Source organism: Mesorhizobium sp. P2_A8, assembly GCF_056404935.1.
In genome coordinates this window covers 319,751-341,584 of record NZ_JBFUDB010000003.1, presented here as the reverse complement: position 1 = coordinate 341,584, position 21,834 = coordinate 319,751, and the positions used below count along the sequence as shown (strand labels likewise).

At 58.5% G+C, this 21,834-nt stretch carries 22 protein-coding genes and 1 tRNA gene; 7 read left to right on the top strand and 16 right to left on the bottom strand.

All coding sequences use genetic code 11. The annotated features are described in order from the left end of the window. Nucleotides 1-153: 153 nt before the first annotated feature. The 6 genes from AC1D10_RS11135 to AC1D10_RS11110 all read right to left on the bottom strand — a co-directional run bounded on the left by AC1D10_RS11135 (nt 154) and on the right by AC1D10_RS11110 (nt 5,334). Complete coding sequence (locus AC1D10_RS11135; protein ID WP_477271521.1) at nt 154-1,224, bottom strand: YihY/virulence factor BrkB family protein; 1,071 nt, start codon at nt 1,222-1,224, stop codon at nt 154-156. Nucleotides 1,225-1,338: 114 nt separating this feature from the next. After that, complete coding sequence (locus AC1D10_RS11130; protein ID WP_477271519.1) at nt 1,339-1,503, bottom strand: hypothetical protein; 165 nt, start codon at nt 1,501-1,503, stop codon at nt 1,339-1,341. A gap of 228 nt (nt 1,504-1,731) precedes the next feature. Continuing rightward, the gene (locus AC1D10_RS11125; RefSeq protein WP_477271517.1) at nt 1,732-2,439 is read right to left on the bottom strand and encodes a phosphatase PAP2 family protein; all 708 of its coding nucleotides are present in this window, start codon (nt 2,437-2,439) and stop codon (nt 1,732-1,734) included. A 302-nt stretch (nt 2,440-2,741) separates the two neighbouring features. Continuing rightward, on the bottom strand, nt 2,742-3,005 hold the full coding sequence (locus AC1D10_RS11120) for a YMGG-like glycine zipper-containing protein (protein ID WP_477271515.1): 264 nt from the start codon (nt 3,003-3,005) through the stop codon (nt 2,742-2,744). A 1,271-nt stretch (nt 3,006-4,276) separates the two neighbouring features. After that, nucleotides 4,277-4,918 (bottom strand): LolA family protein, encoded by a 642-nt coding sequence (locus AC1D10_RS11115; RefSeq protein WP_477271514.1) that lies wholly within the window; start codon nt 4,916-4,918, stop codon nt 4,277-4,279. 164 nt (nt 4,919-5,082) lie between these two features. Next, the gene (locus AC1D10_RS11110; protein ID WP_477272082.1) at nt 5,083-5,334 is read right to left on the bottom strand and encodes a GlsB/YeaQ/YmgE family stress response membrane protein; all 252 of its coding nucleotides are present in this window, start codon (nt 5,332-5,334) and stop codon (nt 5,083-5,085) included. Between the two features lie 353 nt (nt 5,335-5,687). Between AC1D10_RS11110 and AC1D10_RS11105 the strand changes: the two genes are divergently transcribed. After that, on the top strand, nt 5,688-6,551 hold the full coding sequence (locus tag AC1D10_RS11105) for a PRC-barrel domain-containing protein (protein ID WP_477271513.1): 864 nt from the start codon (nt 5,688-5,690) through the stop codon (nt 6,549-6,551). 135 nt (nt 6,552-6,686) lie between these two features. Here AC1D10_RS11105 and AC1D10_RS11100 read toward each other — a convergent pair whose 3' ends face one another. The 5 genes from AC1D10_RS11100 to AC1D10_RS11080 all read right to left on the bottom strand — a co-directional run bounded on the left by AC1D10_RS11100 (nt 6,687) and on the right by AC1D10_RS11080 (nt 11,871). Beyond that, nucleotides 6,687-7,838, bottom strand: coding sequence for a sugar ABC transporter substrate-binding protein (locus tag AC1D10_RS11100; RefSeq protein WP_477271512.1), 1,152 nt, complete (start codon nt 7,836-7,838; stop codon nt 6,687-6,689). 98 nt (nt 7,839-7,936) lie between these two features. Continuing rightward, the gene (locus AC1D10_RS11095; protein WP_477271511.1) at nt 7,937-8,974 is read right to left on the bottom strand and encodes a sensor histidine kinase; all 1,038 of its coding nucleotides are present in this window, start codon (nt 8,972-8,974) and stop codon (nt 7,937-7,939) included. Nucleotides 8,975-8,979: 5 nt separating this feature from the next. Continuing rightward, entirely contained in the window at nt 8,980-9,426 is a 447-nt protein-coding gene (locus tag AC1D10_RS11090; RefSeq protein ID WP_477271509.1) for a response regulator, read from the bottom strand. Next, entirely contained in the window at nt 9,423-10,934 is a 1,512-nt protein-coding gene (locus tag AC1D10_RS11085) for a sensor histidine kinase (RefSeq protein ID WP_477271507.1), read from the bottom strand. The genes AC1D10_RS11090 and AC1D10_RS11085 overlap by 4 nt, the downstream gene beginning before the upstream one ends. 310 nt (nt 10,935-11,244) lie before the next feature. After that, a complete protein-coding gene (locus AC1D10_RS11080) occupies nt 11,245-11,871 on the bottom strand; it encodes a BA14K family protein (protein ID WP_477271504.1) in 627 nt (208 codons plus the stop codon). Nucleotides 11,872-12,156: 285 nt separating this feature from the next. Between AC1D10_RS11080 and AC1D10_RS11075 the strand changes: the two genes are divergently transcribed. The 3 genes from AC1D10_RS11075 to AC1D10_RS11065 all read left to right on the top strand — a co-directional run bounded on the left by AC1D10_RS11075 (nt 12,157) and on the right by AC1D10_RS11065 (nt 14,420). After that, on the top strand, nt 12,157-12,411 hold the full coding sequence (locus tag AC1D10_RS11075) for a hypothetical protein (protein ID WP_477271502.1): 255 nt from the start codon (nt 12,157-12,159) through the stop codon (nt 12,409-12,411). A 30-nt stretch (nt 12,412-12,441) separates the two neighbouring features. After that, nucleotides 12,442-13,242: a COG4705 family protein gene (locus AC1D10_RS11070; RefSeq protein WP_477271500.1), complete on the top strand. Its 801-nt coding sequence runs from the start codon at nt 12,442-12,444 to the stop codon at nt 13,240-13,242. Between the two features lie 1,010 nt (nt 13,243-14,252). Further along, nucleotides 14,253-14,420, top strand: coding sequence for a hypothetical protein (locus AC1D10_RS11065; protein ID WP_477271498.1), 168 nt, complete (start codon nt 14,253-14,255; stop codon nt 14,418-14,420). A 50-nt stretch (nt 14,421-14,470) separates the two neighbouring features. Here AC1D10_RS11065 and AC1D10_RS11060 read toward each other — a convergent pair whose 3' ends face one another. Further along, entirely contained in the window at nt 14,471-14,803 is a 333-nt protein-coding gene (locus AC1D10_RS11060; RefSeq protein WP_477271496.1) for a hypothetical protein, read from the bottom strand. Between the two features lie 483 nt (nt 14,804-15,286). Here AC1D10_RS11060 and AC1D10_RS11055 point away from each other — a divergent pair, with 483 nt between their 5' ends. Next, the gene (locus AC1D10_RS11055; RefSeq protein WP_477271494.1) at nt 15,287-15,508 is read left to right on the top strand and encodes a DUF768 domain-containing protein; all 222 of its coding nucleotides are present in this window, start codon (nt 15,287-15,289) and stop codon (nt 15,506-15,508) included. Between the two features lie 4 nt (nt 15,509-15,512). On the opposite strand, the gene AC1D10_RS11050 is transcribed toward AC1D10_RS11055, so the two are convergent. The 4 genes from AC1D10_RS11050 to AC1D10_RS11035 form a co-directional block, all read right to left on the bottom strand. Next, nucleotides 15,513-15,764 carry a hypothetical protein gene (locus tag AC1D10_RS11050; RefSeq protein WP_477271492.1) on the bottom strand — a complete coding sequence of 84 codons (252 nt, stop codon included), beginning with the start codon at nt 15,762-15,764 and terminating at the stop codon, nt 15,513-15,515. Nucleotides 15,765-16,029: 265 nt separating this feature from the next. Then, the gene (locus AC1D10_RS11045) at nt 16,030-16,965 is read right to left on the bottom strand and encodes a DUF72 domain-containing protein (protein ID WP_477271490.1); all 936 of its coding nucleotides are present in this window, start codon (nt 16,963-16,965) and stop codon (nt 16,030-16,032) included. 60 nt (nt 16,966-17,025) lie between these two features. Continuing rightward, nucleotides 17,026-17,199 (bottom strand): hypothetical protein, encoded by a 174-nt coding sequence (locus AC1D10_RS11040; RefSeq protein WP_477271488.1) that lies wholly within the window; start codon nt 17,197-17,199, stop codon nt 17,026-17,028. Nucleotides 17,200-17,223: 24 nt separating this feature from the next. Then, entirely contained in the window at nt 17,224-17,490 is a 267-nt protein-coding gene (locus AC1D10_RS11035) for a hypothetical protein (RefSeq protein WP_477271486.1), read from the bottom strand. 510 nt (nt 17,491-18,000) lie between these two features. On the opposite strand from AC1D10_RS11035, the gene AC1D10_RS11030 reads away from it, so the two are divergent. Further along, a tRNA-Thr gene (locus AC1D10_RS11030) sits at nt 18,001-18,075 on the top strand. 1,460 nt (nt 18,076-19,535) lie between these two features. After that, nucleotides 19,536-21,758: an alpha/beta fold hydrolase gene (locus AC1D10_RS11025; RefSeq protein WP_477271484.1), complete on the top strand. Its 2,223-nt coding sequence runs from the start codon at nt 19,536-19,538 to the stop codon at nt 21,756-21,758. Nucleotides 21,759-21,834 lie beyond the last annotated feature (76 nt).

Sequence of the window (21,834 nt, the reverse complement as noted above, 5' to 3'; positions counted from 1 at the left end):
GCGGACAAAACGACGGAACTCGGTTTTGGTTGCATCGCCGAGGATCGGCCTGGGTTGTAGGAGCGTGTTTCTTGAGATTACAGGGATAGACTGCGGGGGACCGGCACCATGCGAGCTTTTTGCAGCCAGCGCAGCCAACCCGCCGCCGAGGCATCAATCTGCAATCTTGCCCAATGTGTCGGCGACGACTGCCCCGCGCTTGCCCATTGGCCGCGCCGGGCCCGTGGTCGAGTCGATGGCCGTCTGATGTTCCATCTCCGCGTTGATGGCGGCGCCAGCGATGAGGATGATGACCGATATCCATGTCCACATCATCAAGCCGACCACCGCGCCCAGCGATCCGTATGTGGCGTTGTAGTTGGCGAAATGCTGGAGATAGAACGAGAAGAGCCACGATGCCCCGATCCAGACAGTGGTCGCGATCAAGGCTCCCCGACTCAGCCATCGCCACTTGGCGTGTTCCCGACTTGGCCCGAAGCGATAGAGCAGGGAAATGCCGGTCAGCATGGTGCACACCAGGATCGGCCATCGGGACACGCCAACAAGCGTTTCCGTCCAGGCATCGAGGTAGAAATAGCGTAGCAAGGCAGGTACGACGCCTACGGTCAGCAACAGTACGATGCCGATCAGCAAGGCTCCGACCGTAAACAGGATCGACATCAGGTTGAGGGTGATGAAACTGCGTTTTTCGCGTTCTTCATACGCAATGTTCATGGCGTCGAAGAGCGCCTTCATGCCGCTGTTGGCGCTCCACAGCGCGATGCCAAGGCCGATGAAGAAGCCGGTTCCGAGAGAGCTCGGTTTCTGTTTGGCCAGGGCCTGCAGTTGGTCGCGAATGAGATCGAGCCCACCCGACGGAAGCAATCCGCCGAGATACGCGACATGATCCGCGACTGTCACTGGATCCGAGACAAAACCATAGATCGAAATGAAGGCCGCCAGTGCCGGGAAAAGCGCCAGCAGCAGATAGAAGGTGGCGCCGGCCGCCACCAGCAGAACCCGGTCCTTGTTGAATTCTTCCCATAGCCGCCAGAAGATATCCTTCCAGCCCAGCGCCGGAATCTCTGATGGCCAGGCAGCGTCGCGTCCGCGCCCTCCATGCTCCGACCGCAGGCTCGCTTTGCTGCCTTCTGTCGTTGCTGCAGCACGGCTGGCAGCTTCTCCGTCGATGAGTGAGGACCGCGTTCCGGTCGGCTGCTGATTCCCTTCCGCCTTCGAAGCCACTGGGCGCGCCTCACTCAAACCCGCGTTCAACCAGGGTGCCGGGTGCGTCGCAGTGCAGCAAAAGCCCCTATCGCCGTATCTGGCGTTGCTTTGCCGTCCAGCGCCCCTGCACCGCTATCCCTCAGCCTTGAAATTCTTTGCTTTTTCGGTGGCTTTCTTCTTGTCGCCGCCATGCTCGCGCAACAGGTCCTTCGCCTGCTTCGGCGACACGTCAGTCGTCTCAGCAAGGTGCATCGCCTCTCGGTCTATAACCCGGGATTTGGTCTGGTCCTTTGGCATGCTTCTATCTCCGCTGTGTGAGGGACAACAAGAAACTCGCAGGTCGGTTCCCCTCGCAAGGGACAGGGATGACCTACAGCCTTGATCTGCACGATGCCCCATCTCCGCACGCTCTTGCCGTGATCAAATGCAAACTGCTAGGCGCCTTGCACGTCAAGCAGAAGGACGAGGGCGGGAAGATATTGCGAATGGGGGTGTGATGCGGCAGCACAAGCCCGCAAGCGACAACTACCTCCCTCGGCTCTGTTCAATCCGCTGGACCGCGGACCAGCACAGAATGGCCCAAGCGGAACCGACGCACCAACCTGCAAGAACGTCGGTGGGGTAATGGACGCCGAGATAGACCCGGCTCAATCCGACCATGACCGTCAGAAAAACTGCGAGCGAAACAAAATACGCCTTGATCCGGGGATCGGAGTTCGCCTTGGCCAGCAATGCTCCCAGGGTCAGGAAAGTGACGGCGGAAAGCATCGCATGCCCGCTCGGGAAGCTCGCAGTAAAGACCCTTGTCGTGTGCATGAGATCGGGCCTCGGACGATCGAAGGCAATCTTCAGAAGCGTGCCAATGACCTCCCCGCCAGCTACGGCGCTCGCAACAAGCGCAGCATATCTTCGCTTTCCCACAATCAGCAAATAGCCCACTGAGGCCACCGAAACGAAGCCGAGGAAAGCAAAGCTGCCAAGTGATGTAACGTCGCGACCTATTTCCTCGAGCCAAGGCGGGCCCACAGGGTTCGTTGGATCACCGGAGCTGCGAAACGCCATAAGCACGGCCCGGTCGAAACCCCTCGTGTCGCCCTCTACGACTTCCTCTGCGAGAAGGCCGAAGCCGAGGACCAGACCGCCTGCTACAAGCAGAGAGACGATCAACCACATGGCATCGCTGTGAAAGCTTCGGAGAACGCCGCCGGTCGAAGGGGATGACTGGATCTTCATGGCGCTATGATCGACCTATTCTGAAGCGGTCACAACCGCGACGACTAGGTCCAAGTGTCGGAACCAATCGCGCCCTCGGCACATCGTGGAAAGATGCCGAGCTGGGGGAAACTTGGAGGTCACAGCCTGACCCAAGTTGCGGACTTGTTTCTCGGGATGCCGGTCAAAGAGTCGACGACCAGAGGCCGAAAATTAGCCAACTGCACGATCATCACGTCGCTGGCTCATTGTTTTCGCAAAACAGGTGCGGGGAATGATGTGGCGACCGCGTAACCCACATTAAGATCACGCGGTCTGGCTTTTCAATAACCGTCGGGGCACCGCGCGACATAGACCCGCCCATGGCGATCTCTGTAGCGACACTGACCGGCTTCGCTCGCATGTCCAATCACAGCGCCTGCAATAGCGCCGGCGGCACCGCCAACGATAGCACCTTGTACGGGATCGCCAGCCACGGCAGCGCCGATTGCCGCTCCGCCGAGTCCACCAACTGCGGCCCCCTGTTCCGTGCGCGAACAAGCAGCAAGGGGAACTAGAAGGGCCAATATGAGCAGTGTTTTTTTCATGAGTTTTCTCCAGCGGCCCGACATTGAGCCAGGGGATAAATGCGCGATCTGTTTTTTTGATCCATCGAGTTTCTAAATTAGCCAACTGTTATGGAGTGCGGTTCGGTGACAACAAGAAGGCGAAGCACGCGCGAGCGGCGAAATGACGGGCGATTGATTTCAATGCTGTCGGTGGTCCGGCATCTAGCCGTGGCAGCCTAGACGAAACCTTTACGCTGCAGCATTTCCGTGAAGGGTCGGCACGAAAAGGGGCATCATCGTTGGAACATTAGATCATCCCGAGTGTTCAGTTCGAAGCGAGGGTTCCACAAGTGCCTCCGGCACCTAATCCTCGACGACGATAGGTTGGTCTGCCAATCAAAGGAGAATTCCCATGCACAGCATTATCTACCTCGTAGGACTCGTCGTTGTTGTCCTTGCAGTGTTGAGTTTTTTTGGCCTCAGGAGGTAGACCGCAGTGGCCATGTCCCAGACCGTTGAGCCGCCAATTTTGCCAGAGGGTTCCCCAGATCGGGAGGTCAACTGTGAAGTTGCGTTGGAAACCGCATTCGCAGCCTTGGTGACCGCCTCAGAAGCGCAGGGGTGGACACCACACGAAACGGCTGCAGTTCTACTGAAAATCGCTACACAGCACGCCCAACAGATCGAAAATATCGTCATTGCTGACACTGATGGATAGAAGGCGCGCAGCGCTGACCCTGATACAATTGTTGTCTCCTTGTGCGAGAGCGCCTGCTCTCGCCAATGCAGCCTGCGAGATAGTCGATGAAACATAGGGGAGCTTTGAAGGTCCCGGGCTGCATTGCTAAGCAGCAACTCAACACAACAAAGAAAATAAGGATGCGGGATGCAAACGCTCGCCGGCTTCCCGCTTTGCGCCAAGGCGCTGGCAAAACTCGTCAAAACTCTGCGGCTGCCGGAATTTGAGGCGGGGGAGGTGCAGCCTCTCGGGAAGCCATAGAACAGCTCGCCGCAAAGGGATACGTGAGCCGCTGATCGCCCCGGCACCGGCTGGGGCGATGCGATCTAGCGCTTCCGGCCGCGCGATGTGATTGGCATGGCCCGCCTGCCTGTTGATGGCCATTCTAGCTGTGCTGGTGAGGTGCTGCCCGGATAGCCCCTGGCCGGAAGGCCGCCAGCGCTGGGAATAGCGCCAGCGACAACTAGAAGATAGCGCCGGCCGCCACTAGCAGAACCCGATCCTTGTTGAAGTGGCGATCCGGCCGCGTGATGCTCTGGCTGGTCATTCCGCCTTTTTCAGCGCTTCACCATCAACGCGACTTGGTATTGGTGTTGTACTGTCGGTTTGCGGCGTAATCGATAGTGAAGGTTCCCTCTGCAATGCGACCACCCTGCTTCACGTTGAAGATAGCAACCGTCGTCGTTAGGCCCCTCTCGTCAGTAAGGCTCCATTTGCGTAAATCAAGAGATTTGCTATCAAAAATCATCGATATATTCGAATTACCGAAGGCCGATTTGTCTGCAAGCTTAATAATTATTAGATCGCCTTCTTCTCGCATGCTTTTGAGGCGGCTGCCGGAGAAGTCGACTTTGCTGTCGAGTAGGAGCTTCAGCGGCGTCTTCGAGAGCGAATAAAGCCGGGACGTCTTAAGCTTCTTGTTGTAAACGACCAATGATTTGCCGTCTGCAATTACGCAGACTCCCGATGGGCCGGCATAATTGAAACGGATCTTGCCCGGACGCTGGAGAAAAAACCTTCCACTTGTCCGTTCCGCCTTCGGGCCGGACTGAACGAAGTCCCCGGACATGGATTTTACTGACGAGAAATGGTCGGCAATCGTCTGCGCTGTTGCAGGTGCGGCCGAAAGCGCGGGCGAAAATGCGAGATTTGTTGCGGCAGCGCCGACAAGGAAGAACCAGACACCAAGCAGACTTTTGGGCTTACAAAGCATGTGATTGTCCTAGCCATGGAGGCACCTGGAAAGCAAACGCGGCCATGACGATCGCGATACCTGCATTGGCCAACTTCGCTGGCGTGCCCGATCACCGCAGCGTTGCGTCGCTGAACCCTTCGTCCGCGCGAAGGGAACAGCTTGAGAAAGCTCAAGGTCACGACTCAGCGTTTTATTAGTCGGGCGACTGCGATCAAGATACACGCACCGATAAAGCCGGCGACCAGATAACCAAGCCATCCGCTCAGCGATATGCCAAGGAGCCCGAGAATGATGTTGGCGACAATGGCGCCCACAATGCCCAATACAATGTTCATGAGCACCCCCATGTTGCTTTTCATGAACATCTCGGCGAGCCATCCGGCGATACCGCCGATGACGATCGCCGCAATCCAACCCACGCCAACAGTCTGCATAGTTTTCCCCTTTTCTCGAACCGCAATTGGTTCGGCGGGGAAACGTCGCACTACCCAACAAAGTTCCGTGACATCAAGTGCCGTGCAGCCCGGAAGAATTGCGAGATTGCGCTGTGGATCGAGCGGGCTCACGCGGCGTTGCGAAGCTTGGCAAAACTCTGCTGACGGGGAAAGCAATCACAGCCCATAATAACTCAAACAGAACTGTTATCTCAGGCGCCACGCAAGATCCTAAAAAGGGAACTTCGTATCATGCGGCAAGTTGTCAGGTCGCAAAGATGCCGCGTTCAGCCTCCTGCAACGGTTTAGCCAAACGCGGCGTGCATCAACGCTAACGCACAAGGAAACGTACCATGATCAGCAAACTTTTGGCTACCACAGCAGTAGCGACGCTTCTGACGTCTGGACTATGGGTCACCGGCGCTATGGCAGAAGATGCTACCAAACCTGCCAGTGCTCTGCAGACGTCTGCAACGCCGGCGGCCGTTGCTGACGGCAGTCTCGTCACCAAAATCATCGGCGCCGACGTATACGACAGCGCCGCGGACAATGCCCAGAAAATAGGCGATGTAAGAGACGTAGTGCTCTCCAAGGACGGCAAAGCCAAGTACATCGTCATCGGCGTCGGAGGGTTTTTGGGAATCGGCGAAAAAAACGTCGCCTATGATTTCGGCAAAGCCGAATGGGTCGAGAAGAAGGGTGAGCGCTGGCTGGTGGCAAAGACCACCAAGGAAGACCTGCAAGCGCAGCCCGATTTTGACTTGAAAGTCTACGATACCGCATCGGCATCGAACACCAACGGGGTCGCCGCCACCGCGCCCAGCGAGCCAGCCCCGGCCACGACAGATAAGACGCAAACCGCTGCTATCGACAAGTCTTCACTGACCGAGATTCCGATGGAAAAAATTAGCACCAAGGATTTCATCGGGACCACCGTCTATGGTGCGGACGATGCAAAAGTCGGTGAGATTGGAGACGTGGTCCTGGGCGGCGACAAGAAGGTGGATGCCGTAGTTGTCGACGTCGGCGGGTTCCTCGGCATGGGCGAAAAAGAGGTTGCTGTAGGCTTGGAAAAATTGAAGTTCCTAGCCGACAAGGACGGGAACCGGTATCTCTACACGAATTTCACCAAGGCCCAGCTTGAAGCGCAGACCGCTTATGACAAAGGCACGTATGCACAGAACCGCGACAAACAGCGGATAATTGTTGCTCAGTAAACTCCAGGGTGGCCCCGCCGGGTCGGCGCGGGCCACCCTCCCGTCGGCGTGCCGAAACGCCGGCCTCTCGGGCTCTGCCGATTGTCGGATAGCGACGACTTGGCTGCATCCGAATTTTGAAAGACCTGCCTCGAATTATCTGGCCTCAGACGACCAAGGGAAGTTCACGTACTGGTCGCGGCTATCGTAGCAAATGTTGCCATACATCCGTAGATATTCGTCTCTGCGGGCCGGATCGGCGTATACTGCGCCTGGATCGGTAAGATCATTCTGGTATTCGCCAAGATTCTGCGCATTGATCATGTGCGGCAGGATATCCATTGCCTGAGGTATTTGTTTTCCCTCGAGCCAGTCCGCTGCATGCTGGCCCATCGCGTAGCCGAACACTGGTGAATTCAAGCTGATTGTCGTCTTGTAAGGACCGCCCTTCTTTATCTCGGCAATTGCCTCCGGCTCGCCGTCAATCCCCCCGATAAACTGGTCCGGCCTGTCCTTGCCGGCCTCCCGCAACGCCTGCAAGGCGCCTAGCACGACCCCGTCTGCGCCCAGCACTACGTCGATATGCGGATGCGCTTGAAGAACGGTGCGCATAGTCGCCAAACCACCCTCCTTGCTTACAGGACTGGGGGAGATGTCCGCCACGATGCGCACGTCCGGTAACGTATCGAGCGCATCGCGGATGGCCACGAAACGCGGCGTGAGAAATTGCAGGCTGTCTTGGGTCAGCAGCACAACATCGGCCCGGCCCCCGAGTTTTTCCTGGATATAGGCGACGGCCGCGTCGCCCAGTTCCTTGCCTGCAAGATATTGCGGTGCGTTGAGCAGCGACGTTGCTGGCGGAGCGACCACCGTGCTGACATAGGTTCCAGACCAAATCGCCCGTTGCAGGCTTGCGGCCAGCGCAGCCGGGTCGACGGGAGAAACGACGATCCCGCCAACTAGCGCGGCGCGCAGCACTTCGACGTCGGCGATCATCTTGGCGCTGTCATTGGCGGCGAGCGCGACACGATACTCCAGGCCATTGTCCTTTGCAGCCTGCGCCAATCCGTGATCGATCCCCTCGATAAACTCACGCTCGTTGTCCTTGGCAAAAGCCAAAATGGGCTTGAGGTCGGCAGGTTTGGAGCAGCGCGGCGCGGCAGGATCATACGACTTGAACACCCTCGGCGTGTTGATGCCCTGCGACCCATCCGCCCCGGTGGCGCAGGTCGTTGAGGCTAAAAGCGTCGCGATCATCAAAAGCGGCTCGACGTGCCGCTTGGCAAGCTCACGGATTGGCGGATGCATTGAACTCTCCCCGCCCTCAATGGCGGCGGTGCATCCTTGCATGCTCGAGGCCAAATTCAAAAGTGCTAATAAAGGCGCTGGCTATCGCCAGTCGCAGTTTACTGCAGGGCGAACGTCAGCGTCACAGCCGTTCCGGGATTGCGTCCCTCATAAGCCACATCGGCGTTGATGCTTTTCGCCATAGCCTTGACGATGCGTGTACCCAACCCGGTGCCCTTGACAGTGTTGTCGCTGCTACCCACGCCGTCGTCCTCAACGGTAAGCAGCGCACGCCCTTCGCCGTCTTCGCGCAGCCGCACACGGACCTCGCCAGATTTGTCAGGATATGCATATTTGAACGCGTTGGTGACCAGCTCGGTGACAATGACCCCGAGATTGATCGTGGCATCGGTGCCGAGTGTCAAAGGCGCCAGATCGCTGATCAGGGTAGCACCATGGCCCTGTCCCCGCATCGATCCACTAAGGTTCTCCAGCAAGCCGCCAAGATATTCGTCAAGCTCGACGACGCCTACGGAGCGGGAGGTATAGAGGCGCTTGTGGACCGAGGATATGGCGAAGATCCTCGCTTGAGTTTCGGCAAGCGCATCCTTCGCGCCCCGGTCTGTCAAGACATTGGCCTGCAGGCTCACCAGCGACGAGACCATTGCAAGGCTGTTGGCGACGCGGTGATTGACCTCGGCAAGCAGGAGTTCGGCGCGGTCGCGCGCCACCCGAACCTCGGCCTCGGCCGCTTCCTTCTCGGCAACCAGGCGTGCCTTGACCACCGCTTGTTCGAGTGCGGAAGCTAGTAGGGTTATAAAGTCGTCTCCGATGGTCTTCGGCACGAAATCGCTGGCGCCGGCCTTGAGGGCGGCAACGGCTACACTCATTTCGGACGAACCGGTCACATAGACAGTGGGGGGCGCGCCGCTGCGGGAGGCCAGCCTTGCCAGGAATTCGAGGCCGGTACCCGCTCCCAGATAATGGTCGAGCGCCAGGACGTCGAACCCTCCTTCGTCAAGACGGGCTAACGCTTCGTTAGAACCGGAGGCATGCTCGACGACGTACCCCAGCCGGCCAAGCTGCTTCTGCACCAGCCGCGCGAGCGCATCGTCGTCGTCGATGTACAGGACCCTGGTCGATGCGTCTTTTGTCATCGCATTCAGGCTGTTTCCGGTACCTGAATGACAGTGAACAGAAGGCCAAGCTGACGGACGGCGTTGGAGAAACCTTCGTAGTTTACCGGTTTGGTGATGTATACATTCGCACCGAGGTCGTAGCAGCGCTGGATCTCGCGGCTATCGTCCGTAGTGGTCAGCACCACGACCGGAATGCGTTTAAGATGCGTATTGGCCTTGATACGCTGCAGGATATCGATGCCGGTCATATCCGGAAGATTCAGGTCCAGTAGGACGAGAAGATGCCGACCGACGCTTACCTCGCCAGATCCGTCGGGTCCAAGCAGATAGGCCAGCGCCGTGGAACCGTCGGCGAAACCTTCGATATCGTTGTTCACCCCGGCACGGCGGATGTTTTTTTCGATGAGTCGGGCATGGCCCTCATCATCCTCGATCATGACGATCGTTATAGGCTTGCCAGCCTCTCTCATCCAAACGCTCTTTCAGTAAAAATGGCGCTGAGCGGGAGCTCTATCCTGAAAGTCGTGCCAACGTCGAGCGCTGATTTTACGCTGATGTCGCCGCCGAGCCTACGCACGACGGATCGCACATGTGCTAGGCCGATGCCTTCGCCGGGCTGGTCCTGCGGGCCTGATCGACGGAAGAGCTCAAATATGCGCTCCGCGTCCTGGTCGGCGATGCCGCGGCCATTATCCTCGAACTCGATGGCGACGCGGTTGCCGGGGATTATTTTGGCACCGACATTGATGCGAAGCGGCCGCTCACGCGAGCGGTATTTGATGGCGTTGTCGAGAAGGTTGGCGAAGGCCTGCTCAAGCGAAAGGCGGTCCGTCTCGATCTTGGCGACGCTGAGATCGACATTGATCTCACCGCCAGCTTCCTTGACCTGATGTTGGAAGCTGGAGGTGTTGCTTTCGATTAGTTCGGCGAGTTGGATGGTTTCAGCCCGCAGCGGCCTGCGGCCCTCGCGGGAGAGCTGAAGGATGGCATTGATAAGCCCGTCCATCTTGCGGGTTGAAGAGCGGATGAAGCTGATGGCTTCCGGCAGGTCCTCCGCGGCTGCCATCCTGGCATTGGCAACAACCGGATCGGACGCGTCTGAGCCGATGCCGGACTTTTCGATGAGCGTCTGCATGCTAGCGACGCCCGCTTCAAGTTCGCTGGTGAAACCCATGATGTTGACCAGAGGGGCGCGAAGGTCATGGGTGACGATATAGGCGAAGCGCTGGACCTCCTCATTGGCCCGCACGAGGTCCGCGGTACGCTCGCGGACCCGGCCTTCCAGGCCGCTGTTCAGGGCTTCGAGATCCCGCTGGGCCGAACTGAGCTCGCGGGTGTGGCGTACGACTGAAGCCCAGGCGAAGCCGACAACGATCACGATCGCTATGCCGCCAGCGATGGTGATCAATCGCAGCCAGGCGAAATAGGACCGCTGCTCCGCCACACGTGCGGTCAGCCGGTCGTCAGCGGCGAGGATGATGCCGTTGAAGAAGACGTTGGCCTCGTCCATCAGGGCCTTGCCACGGTTGGAACCGATGATCGCCGCCACAGCGTCGTCCTTCCGCTGGCGCTTCAGAGCGACCGTTTTGTCCATCTCGGCAAATTTTTCGCTGATGATATTCTTCAGCCGGTCGAGCGAGGTGGCCGCGCCAGGATCTTCGGTAAGCAGCCGCTGCAGCTTTTCGAACCGGCGCAGCGCAAGCGATTTCGCCGTATCGTACGGCGCGAGATAGATTTCATTGCCGTTGTAGACGAAACCGCGCTGACTGGATTCCGCAGCGAGCAGTGAATTTCGGACATCGACGGCGGTGGCTCGCGTGTCGCGCGCGGCAATCACCTCATCGAAACTGTTGCGCGAGCGCTCGGCGAGCACGTAAGTGGCAGCGACGATGCCTATCAGCACGATTAAGCCCAGCGACAGCAGCGCGCTGGACGCGCGTAGGATTACCCCGCCGGTTGGGCTCTCGCTTGGGTTCATAAGTGACGTGTCGCCCCAGTAAATGACAAGCCCTCACGGTGAGATAGGCAGAGGACAACCGTTAAGTCGCGGGTGCTGTCGATTTTGTCAATTTGATCAACATAGCCAGATATTCCGTTCACCGAGAAGGTCAGTCAGGTCTTGGGCAACGCACGGCAGGCAGAGCAAGAGACGCCAATCGCGAGCTTGTTTCTGCTGCCGCACGTGGGGCGATAACTGACAGCCTTAGTGGTAATCTCGCATGGCATTCTGATCCATTATTTCAGGCCTCGTCGTGCGCTTGCTCGTCAAGCTCGCTATTCAGACAGCTCTATTGGCACTGCCTACGTGGGCCGCCGGAATAGGGCTGGTAGGTGTTGTCTTCGGGTCGATACGAGCGGTAGCGGCTGAAGCAATAGTCAACGTGGTCGGGCGAAAGCTGGGGACGGACCTCGTCCGTTGAGGCGTAGCCATCCATCGAAGCGTAGGTTGCGTCAACGTAGCTGACGGCTTCTGGCGGCTGCGCGGTGGCGACGTCGGCATAGGGCGAGATGCAACGGCGCTGCTGCCCGCTATAGGACATGTAGCTGTTGTCGCTCGGATGGTACGATCGGTAGCGGCTCGCGCACCACTCGACATGAGCAGCTGGCAGTTGGGCGGAGGTCTGCTCTTGGTCTGTCGACGGCTGGACGGCTGAAGTAACGATCGGGTCGGGTGGCGCTTTCGCCATGGCGGAGGCGTCGGGCACCTCACCCCGCTTAGCCGGAATGCGCTCGAAGGACTGTGCCACCGCCTTCACAGGCCGCGCGTCCCTGGTCCATAGATCCGCGACACTAATACTGAGTGTTGCCTGCCGGACGGGCTTGGCCGCGAGAAGCCATGTAGCGAATGCAAGGCCGCTTGTGAAGACAGCAAGCGTCAGCAAGAATCCTCCGGCTATTCCCAACAAGGCCTTCACGCTGCGCTCCTTTGCCCCTTCGATCCAAAGAGAAATGCGGGGCGACGAATCTGGTTCCAAGAAGTGCACTGGCGCGGAGTGTGCCGAGTGAACGGCTTTACACCAGCAGCCTAAATAGGATTGTTGTCCCTAGGTGGGTTCGCCAGCTTTGCCGAAAACATAGCAAATCGTAAGAGACCCCGAAACGGTCTTACCAAATTGTATGGCGGGGGAAAGGTGCTAGCAAAGGAAGAATCCCATGGTGGGTGGCCGGCAGACAGACGGTGCTTAACCGAGGATCTTATTATGAAAACCCGTACTATTGCCACGCTCTGCGCCATAATGCTTGCCACGGGCCTGACTGCGGCCCACGCCGCCAATGTCCCTTGCGAGGAAGCGCTCAAGGAATTGCGCGCCAAGGAGACTTCGGCACCCGTATCCGCCGCGAATAAGACCGCTTACGAGGATCTGAAGGCGAAGGGCATCGAGCGTTGCAACGCTGATGACGACAAGCGCGCCGACGATTTCTTCAAGCAGGCCATGGATCTGCAAGGCAAATAACCGGCTCCGGCCAGAACTGGAGCGATTTCAATGCTTGCGATTCAAGGTCCACCCACAGTCAACCGGGTGCCGGAAGTAACCGTGGAATTCTGGGTCATCAAACTCATGGCGGTCACCATGGGCGAGACCGCCGCCGACTACCTGGCAGTTAATATGGGCCTCGGCCTTTCGGCCACATCTGGTCTGATGGCTGCGGTACTGTGCATCGCACTCATCATCCAGTTTCATATGCGCCGTTATGTTCCTTGGGCCTATTGGCTGGCCGTCGTGCTGATCAGCATTGTCGGCACCCTGGTCACCGACAACCTCGTCGACAATTTCGGCGTGCCCCTCGAAACCAGTACCATTCTGTTCACCGCGCTCCTCGCGGCGACACTCGCGATTTGGTACGCGCTCGAGAAGACGCTCTCGATCCATACGATCTTCACGACACGGCGCGAAGCCCTGTACTGGCTTGCGATCCTGTTCACCTTTGCACTTGGCACGGCGGCGGGCGACCTTGTAGCGGAACGGTTTGACGTTGGGTACCTGGCCACGGGGTTGTTGTTTGGTGCGGTGATTGCTCTCATTGCAGCTGGGTATTACCTGCTGAACCTCAATGCCATTTTGGGGTTCTGGCTGGCCTACATCTTCACCCGCCCTCTGGGTGCTTGCTTCGGCGATCTGCTGAGCCAGCCCTCGGAATATGGTGGGCTCGGTCTTGGCACGACCTACACGAGCCTGCTGTTCCTTGCGGCCATTGTGCTTATCGTTATCTGGACAACGATCCAGCGCGGTCGAAGCGAGGTTGGAGCCGTGGAGCTGGAACCCGAGGTCATCGGTCCGGAATGACAGCCATGGGCAATCCGGGAACAAGGCGACGCCGCATCCCCATCTGGGATGGTCTCGGGCGCGGTGGCCTTGGATCTGAGGCCGGCGGCCGCCCCCACATTAACAACAACTTCCATACTGGTGGAAGGGAAGCCTATCGCTCGGCGCAGCCTTCGCCGCAAGAAATCCGGAGCTACTTCGTCCAGACAAGATTGCGACAATCCTGAACCTGCGCGGACCCAGCGTGCGGAAGCGCGCAAAGAGGTTTGGCCAAGGAGGGACAACGATGGCGGCGAGTCTATTGCTATTGTTCCATCTGAAGAAAAGACCTTTCGAGTCTTGTTCCGGGCCTTCACGCACGCGGACAGTGCCCGCGAACTCGTCGACAGGATTGAAAGAGATGGCGGGGCATTGATGAACGCCTTGCGGCGACATCGCCGATCTTTCCCAGATAGTCAGTTGGGCTGGTGGCGGAGCTGGCGGTCTGTGAGGGGCGCCCACTCTCGCCTTCACCAACCATCCAGGACAGTGCCGCGCCCGAAACGCGCGACGGCGGGCGCTGTTCTGCGCCCCAATAGCCGCTACCAATTCGGGTTGTCATCGAGCCAGTACGCTTGAAAACAGCCGAATTGGTGTGACAGATCAAGCCGCCGTTTGGCGTCAAATTCCATCTCCGAGAGAGACCACGATGAGTTGTCATCGGTCAGATTGGGCACGATGGTGTATCCCTGCTCCAGCAACCTCTCTCTCGTTTCCTGGAACTGCCTTTTGAAACCACTCTCAATTTGGCTTCTCGGATACCGTCGACCTTTCAAGCATGCTCGCCTCAAAATGTCGGAGTACATCTGGGTGCTAACAACTCTCACAGTTTCTTCGGAGATCGGCTTGTAAGGTAGGCCCTCCTCGGACCAACATTCTCCTGCCGACGCCACCAGCATCGCGGCCAACTGGCTTGCCAAGAACCTCTCCACCTTGGTCCCCTCCGACTGTTATATTAGCCATGATTAATATGGCGGACAACTCTCTCGGAGATGGGTGACCGAAGGCTGGCCACAACATACGTCGTGATCGTGTTCGAACTGACGCGTTGGCGCACGGTGCTGACCACCAAGGACAAGGCCAAAGCCTTTGCAATGGCGAAGGAGATCGGCGACAAGGTGCGGGTCGAGGAGATCACGCCAAAGCCGAAGAGGCGCTAGAGAGACCGAGCGCTGGTCAGACGCATCGCCCTGCGCGACTAAACGAACGCCTACGAGCTGACGAGGTCGCCGTAGACGACGACGTGATGCTCGACGAATTCTGGCTTGTCGATCAGGTACTGATCGTCCTTGGGATAGTAGTGGGCCCGCTCGGGTTGTTCACCAGCGTAGCCCTTTACCGCTTCCATATCGGTCCACCAACTCAATGCGCATATCTCTGTAATGCCGTCGCCAAGGTCGCGCATCGTGATCTGGTGACCGAGATTGCCTTTGGTGGCGCCAAGCTCGTCGCCACCAGTCCCTGCCACGTAGCGCGCATATTCGGCAGCCATCTGCGTGCGCACCGTCCCGCACCATCTTCGAAGAATCAGCTGCTCAACCATGCCTTCCTCCCTAAAGTGACTGTCCGTTTCGGCAAGGATCGCCTCGCGAACTAATGGTGGCACACAAGCAAGCCGCCAGCCAGGCGCTACGCGCTCCCGTCCGTCTCACTATCCTCTTCGATCTGACGCACCGGCGGGTAGGTGTTCGTTCCAGCCATTCCCGCAACAATTCGAATAAGGTCCGGCCGGCCGATTTTCATCTCAGCGGCAATGGAGTTGAGAGCATCTTCCGTGGCCGGCTCCAGCGGGACGCCAGAGACATTCCGGAGCATCAAGGGAGCGCGGCTGAGAATGATCTAGAGATCCGCCCGCGACATGTCGGCGATGCGGTCGGCCGCGCTCTCAAGCTCTTCGGCGATGGAAATGCGAGTCATCAATTCATTACTCCGAAATGCGGGCGACGCTTTCATGTACTGTGTTCGCCGCCTCACCGTGACCCGTTTCCCGCAGGGAACCTAATGTCCGACGGCAGCTTGTGGCCTCATGAGCACGCGGGGCACCAATTTCCTTCACAGGTGGATTTCAAACAATATTCCCGACACGGCCGGCGCGGACGTCATCTCGGTCGCCGAGCTGACCCAGAAGCTGTTCGGCGACGCCAAGGCGGTCGGCGTCAACAGCAACGAAATCGAGGAAGACACAGGCAGCGTCTACGAGGCGATTCTGGACGCTATCGTTCATCATGACACCGGCGTGGCGGACTGAGGTCCTACATCGCCTCGACGCGCTTGATGTTATCCAGGATCCTGCTACCGGCTTCCGTCAGTTCGAAATGGTCGGCATGGGGACCAAGGACGCGCCGGATCGTGCCAGCCTTCAAACCACGCTGGATCGCGGGCATGTACGGCCAGTAATAGCCGGGTTGCTCACCGACCTTCTCGATGAAACGCATATAGTCGTATTCGGCTTTTTTGGATTTTCGGGAGAGCATCTTACCAGACCGTTTCTGAATGAGGTTCATTCAGGCCGCCAGCGCGCGCCGACGGGGGCGCGTGTCAGCGACCGGTGGTAAAGAGGAAGGCGCGGGCCTGGTGCGTCATGGTTTTTCCGATAATCGATCCGGCTTTCCCTGTCCAGAGGCAGTCACTGTTGCGGAGACCGTATCGACCTGAGGATGACAGTTGTCAGCCATATGATGGCGGGTTACGCAGGCAGTGTCGGAACCTAGAATGGAGATGTTCGAAGGGCGACCACGCCTGCTTTTGCAAGCTGTCAACTGCAATAACTCAAGGCGCCGGATATTGGCAACGGGAAGCGGAGTCTGAGCGTTGTTCCTCTAGCAAGCTCCGCATTGCCAGGGCATTCTTTGGCGCAAAGCCCTCATAGTCGTTGTTGAAATAAACCCAGGCTCTCTTTGCGCCGCTAGCTCGGATTTTGTAGGCCCATTCTGTTAGCTCGTCTCCGGTGTAGTCGTGCCGGTACCAGCGCTCTGGACCGTGGAGCCGCAAGTAGACATCATCGGCTGTCCGCACCAAGACATCCGGAAGGCGAGGGCCGCTGCATGAGCAAAAAATTGTGCCCGTCTCACGAAAGGCCGAGTAAACAGTTTCGTTCCACCAACTGGCGTGACGAAACTCCACCACGTTGCGCCGGGCCGGGTCGAGTTGGCCGAGAATGCCGTTCAGGCGCGCTTTTGTGAAATGGTAACTGGGCGGAAGCTGGAATAGAAAGCAGCCCATCCGCTCACCGAGGATATCGGCGATCATTCCAAAATCCCTTACGAGGGTCTTGGTGCCCTTAAACCTCTTGACGTGAGTAATCAGCTCACAGACCTTTACTGTATAGACGAAACTGCGGTCACCGGATTGCCGAACCCAACTTTTGACATTTGTGACGGTAGGCCATGAATAAAAGGATGCGTTGATTTCGACAGTATCGAATCGTTTTGAGTAGTGGCTAAACCATTCGTTTGTTGGCAGATCCGTAGGGTAAAACTGTCCCCGCCATTTCCAGTAAAACCATCCCGAGCAGCCGACATAGGCAGATGCCTCCAAACACGACACGGTATCGCCGAGCTCTGCTTTTGCCCCGGCGAAACGGGCCGTATGCATTTTTTCGGCACGTCCAACGTTTTCAATTCGCTGCTTCTCTCTGCGTAGCCTGCGCCGCTCACGGCGCTCATCGGGTCGAAGTTCTTTCCGCTTGATTGCTTCCGTATCCATGAAGTTATCCCTTCCCGCCTTAACGCGGGGCGTAGGGCCGGATGGGTCCATTACAGCTGCCTAAGTGGACGTATCCAGGCACTGTTCAACGAGGTGCGGATCGAGCAGTGTAGTCTCATCAGTCTGTTGGGTCGGATTGGCTGCCGGCAGCTCACCGTCTGGTGTGTCGACTGTTTCGGGCAAATCTTTCGTGATCCTGGCAATCAACTCATCGCGCGACAGACCGGTCTGCATCGAAAGAGACGTGAATGTCCTCGTCTATTGCCGCCTCCACGTCTTTCGGTTCAATCGGCTCGTTGGCTCCGGTACCCCACCCACGAATCTACCTTCGATCCCACTCCTGCGGTCGAGGATGTCCCCAAGCGCCGTCCCAGATACACCCTTGGACAGCTGATCCATGAGCCCGCCTTGCGGGTTGTTCGGATCGCGATTTCCCGCGCCGCGGATCAAGTCGCCGATCTTGTCGCGATTTTGGTAGGCCAGAACGCCGAGCATTGCGACAGCAAGTTTTCCCAGATTTGCCATTGGTTTCCTCCCTTTGGGTCACAGAGAGAAGGTCCCGTGCTCGCAAAAGTTCCGCCCTGTGCGATTCCCGGCATGACGCGAGGCGGATGTTCGCCGCCCCCGGAGTCAACAATTGCGTTCCCCGCTATTGGGGTATCGCGAGCGACTGCCCTTAAGCAGTGGGCATGGATTCACATCGGTCCCCAATCCCTGGGCATCCCAGTTCCGCTATGACAAGGACTATCGCGTCCGAGCCGGCTTGAAGGAATGTTGGTGGCAGGCGCGCACGCAGGCTTCCGTGAAGGCTGGGGTGCAAAAACGCTGGTACGGGCTTTATTTCACTTCGCATCCAGATTGGCACCGAACTGGTTGCAAAAACGGTGTAGCTCGCCCTCCCACGGTGTCTACTGGGCGATGTTCCGTGCCCGTGTGGTGCCACATTGGTTACATCGAGCCAAAACCGCGCAGGGTGTTGAAGGTGGCTTCAACGCCTTGCAATTCAAGGCGTCTGCGGCTATTGAGGCGTCCGTTGCTGCGGTAGCTCAGTGGTAGAGCACTCCCTTGGTAAGGGAGAGGTCGAGAGTTCAATCCTCTCTCGCAGCACCAGCCTATCCCCTTGAAATCGCTGAAGTGGTTGGCACGCAACGACCGGCTTGCCCGCCCAAGCGGGTCAGGCCCCGACCGTCAGTCGACATACTCCGTCAGGCTGTCGGCCGCTGGCAGGGGCCTCCTGCTCCAGCAATCAGCCATCTTCCCGAAGCCTTTGAAACGAGACGTCTCGGAGATATTTCTCACGCGCAGATGGCTAACCGAGCGGACAGGTGGTTGTTACGCATCCGGTGCTCTTCGACACTAGGAGTCTCGACGTCGTCGGGAATGGCCCCGACTTCTCGAAACAGTTTGTCCAGGCTGACGCCGAAAGAACCGTCAAGGCTGGCCTGCGATCACCAGAATTCCTAGCAGCGCTGCGGTCAAAACAGAAAACGAGAGAGTTCCATCTTCAAATCGCCCTCGCAAGGCGTGTCTCAGCACGCTCTGCAGGGGGACACAAGCGTCGTCAGATGTGACGTCGTCGCGTCACACAGAGGTGTGGATACGGTCAGCGAGCGGATTCGTTGCAACTTTTATTTGTGCTTCTCGACGAAAGTTTTGCATGCAGGTGACAGCTGATCGATCATGCTTTGAAGATCACATTTGCCGATCGGTGTCATTGGGCAAAGCCGTTTGTAGTCGGGTCTGCATTCTTTGCCCTGGAAGTTTTTAAAGGCTTTTGCCTCGGCGGCGACGGTGTCCAAAAGTATTCCCGAGCATGTTATCGCCAGCCCTAACCACAGATACCTGCCCATAGCCCTCTCCACTTGTTGCGTCGCAATCTCGATCAAATAAATTAGAATATGCTAATGGAAAGCGCACTGCAAGCCGGCAACTCGCGGGATCTAGAACCAGTTCACGCGCCTCTCCTTTTGCATACCTCCCATCGTCGGCTGTCAGGAACGGCAATGGTGCAGTGGAGGCAAGTGACAGCTTCCATTCCCAGGCTAGCAACAGCGATGCCAGGTCTTCGCGGGGTCTTCGGCAAATGACGGGGCTCGTAACGCAGGAGTGGCGAACGCTAGCCACTGCCGCCGACCTGCCTGCTGTTCCGTTGCATCTGCCCACGCCCTCCCGCAGGCACAATCGAGCCGATCATTCCTGCGATCGGGTTATCGACGGTGACAACCTTTCAATTTCTCGGCTGCTCCGACGGGAGCGACCAAGCGCCTGAGAAAATCTCTCCCGGCATCTGCTATCAGCACACAAGTGCGGATCGTTCTCGTCCGGAGATCGAACGAGCGCGCCGTTGATTCTCGGCCGGCCCGCTGCTTCTCAAGGTAGCGCGCGAGCGCGATATCGTGGCGAAACGGCGCAGCCGCGTAGCGCGGCCGCGGGCTCTGCCCGGGATCATCATGCCAAATAGGCCACTCGTTGGGGTGTTGCATAGCATCCTCCTGAGACAAGGGCTGCCTCATCCGGACAATCTCCTCCACCGCCCGTGAGAAATGCGTTGGAACCGGTGTGATGGATTCGTGAAAAGCGTCACGCCGGCAAAATCGCGGTTGAAACAAAGGCGGGTAGGGGAAATGATTGCCGGTGGAGCTATGGCTGTGGCGGATTCGATGGCGCACCTTCATCTCTGTCTGCTCGGTGGTTTCGATTTTGCCAGCGATGTAGCGACGGGTCCGCTCCTCAGCCGCAAGGCGCGTGCCATGATGGCTTACCTCGCCCTGCAGTCCGGACACGCGCAATCGCGCGAGAAGCTCGCTTCCCTTTTGTGGGGTTGCAACAGTGAGTCCCAGGCTCGGACGAACCTGCGGCAGGCCTTGTCTGCCGTCAGGAAGGCGACGCACGCATCCGGGGGCGGGAGGTTCCTCACCGAGGGCGACACCATCAGCCTCAATCTCGACGATCTCGATTTCGATGTCGCGCGGTTCGAGGCGTTGGCCGCTGGTTCCGCCCCGGAGCAGCTCGAGCAGGCGCTGAACGTCTATCGTGGCGACCTCCTCGAAGGCTTCGGCCTGAAGGAGGAGCCGTTCGAAGACTGGCTGAGGTTAGAGCGCGAGCGATTGAGGGCAATCGTCGTCGCGGTGCTGGAGAAGCTGGTCGTCCATCATTCCGCAGCAGGCGATCTTGCATCATCCGTTCGGGCGGCGACGCGCCTGTTGGCTTTAGAACCGCTACGGGAAGACATCCACCGCGCGCTGATGCGAGCCTATGTAGCCCAGGGCCGCGTCAACCTGGCCCTGAAACAATATGAGCGCTGCCGCGATGCCCTGCAGCGGCAGCTCGACGTGCGACCCGAGCCCGAAACCCGGAAGCTGTATGACGACCTTCGAGCGCGACGCATGACGTCGGATGCGGCTTTACCACAACCCAGAGGTTCAACTTCGCCACAGACGCGATCCCTAGCCGATGAGCGTCCGGATTTCTCAGATCAGTCCGTCAGGCCCTCAACGCACTACGTCAAATCGGCCGGGATCAACATCGCTTATCAGGTGACCGGCGACGGCCCGATCGACCTGATATATGTGCCTGGATGGGTCTCCAACCTTGACCTTGCCTGGTCGTCACCGCGGCTGGCGCACGTGCTCCGGCGCCTCGGCAGCTTTTGCCGCCTGATCCGCATGGACAAGCGCGGCACGGGGCTGTCAGACCGCAATGTCGGTCTGCCGACGATGGAAGAGCGGATGGAAGACGTGCGGGCGGTGCTGGATGCGGTCGGCTCGAAACGCACGGTCCTGTTCGGCAGTTCCGAGGGCGGCCCCATGTGCATTCTGTTCGCGGCGACGTATCCCGAGCGCACGGCGGCACTCGTGCTCAACGGAGCCTATGCCAGCGGCAGATGGTCGAAGGATTACCCCTGGGCGAAAACAAGCGTGCAGGTGGAAGAAGATCTGGCCGTCGTCGAGAGGGAGTGGGGAGAGCCGGCGGACATGAGCAACGCGGCGCCTAGTCTGATGAGCGACAGTTTCGAGAGAGAATGGTTCGCCGCATACCTCAGGAATTCAGCCTCTCCCGCCGACGCGATAGCACTGTGGCGCTGGGGGACCGAAATCGACGTTCGCGACATTCTGCCGGCCATTCACGTTCCGACACTGATCGTGCAGGCGACGGGCGACCGCTGGGTAAAGCGGGAAGAAGGACGCTACCTGGCAATGCATATTGAAGGCGCAAGATATACTGAGCTTGCCGGTCGGGATCACGTGATCTGGGGCGAGAATTCCGATCGCCTCGTCGATGAGATCCAGGCATTCGTCACCGGCGCCTTGCCGGCAGCGCCGGGCGAGGGGGTTCTGGTATCGGTGCTGTCCCTGGAGATAGGCGGGCCGCATTCTGATGCCGGCGCAGATCTGATTGAGCGACACTCCGAAGCGATCCGCCGCGAACTGCTCATTGCCGAAGGAAGACAAATCAAGCGCTCCGCAAGCGGATTTCTCGCCGTTTTCCAACGGCCGACCCGGTCGATCCAGTGCGCGATCGCGATCCGTCAACGGCTAAGACAATCCGGTCTTGAGGTCCGCTCGGCAGTTCATACCGGCGAATGTGAAGTGCGCGGTAACGATTTCACCGGCGTCGCGATCGAGCTGTCATCGCGGCTGCTCGATCATGCGCGCCCAGGCGAGATCATTGCCTCGCGGACGGTTCGTGATCTCGTGGTTGGCTCCGGCCTGATGTTTGAAGAGCGCGGTGCCACGGAAATTGCCGGGCTTGCAGGGAGCTTGCAGATTTTTTCCGTTGGTGGGCCAGCCTGACGGCGATGGACCCGATGGCCGGCCTGGCACACGCTCAAGGCATAGAACTCGCGCATCAAAGATCGTGCCCACGGCC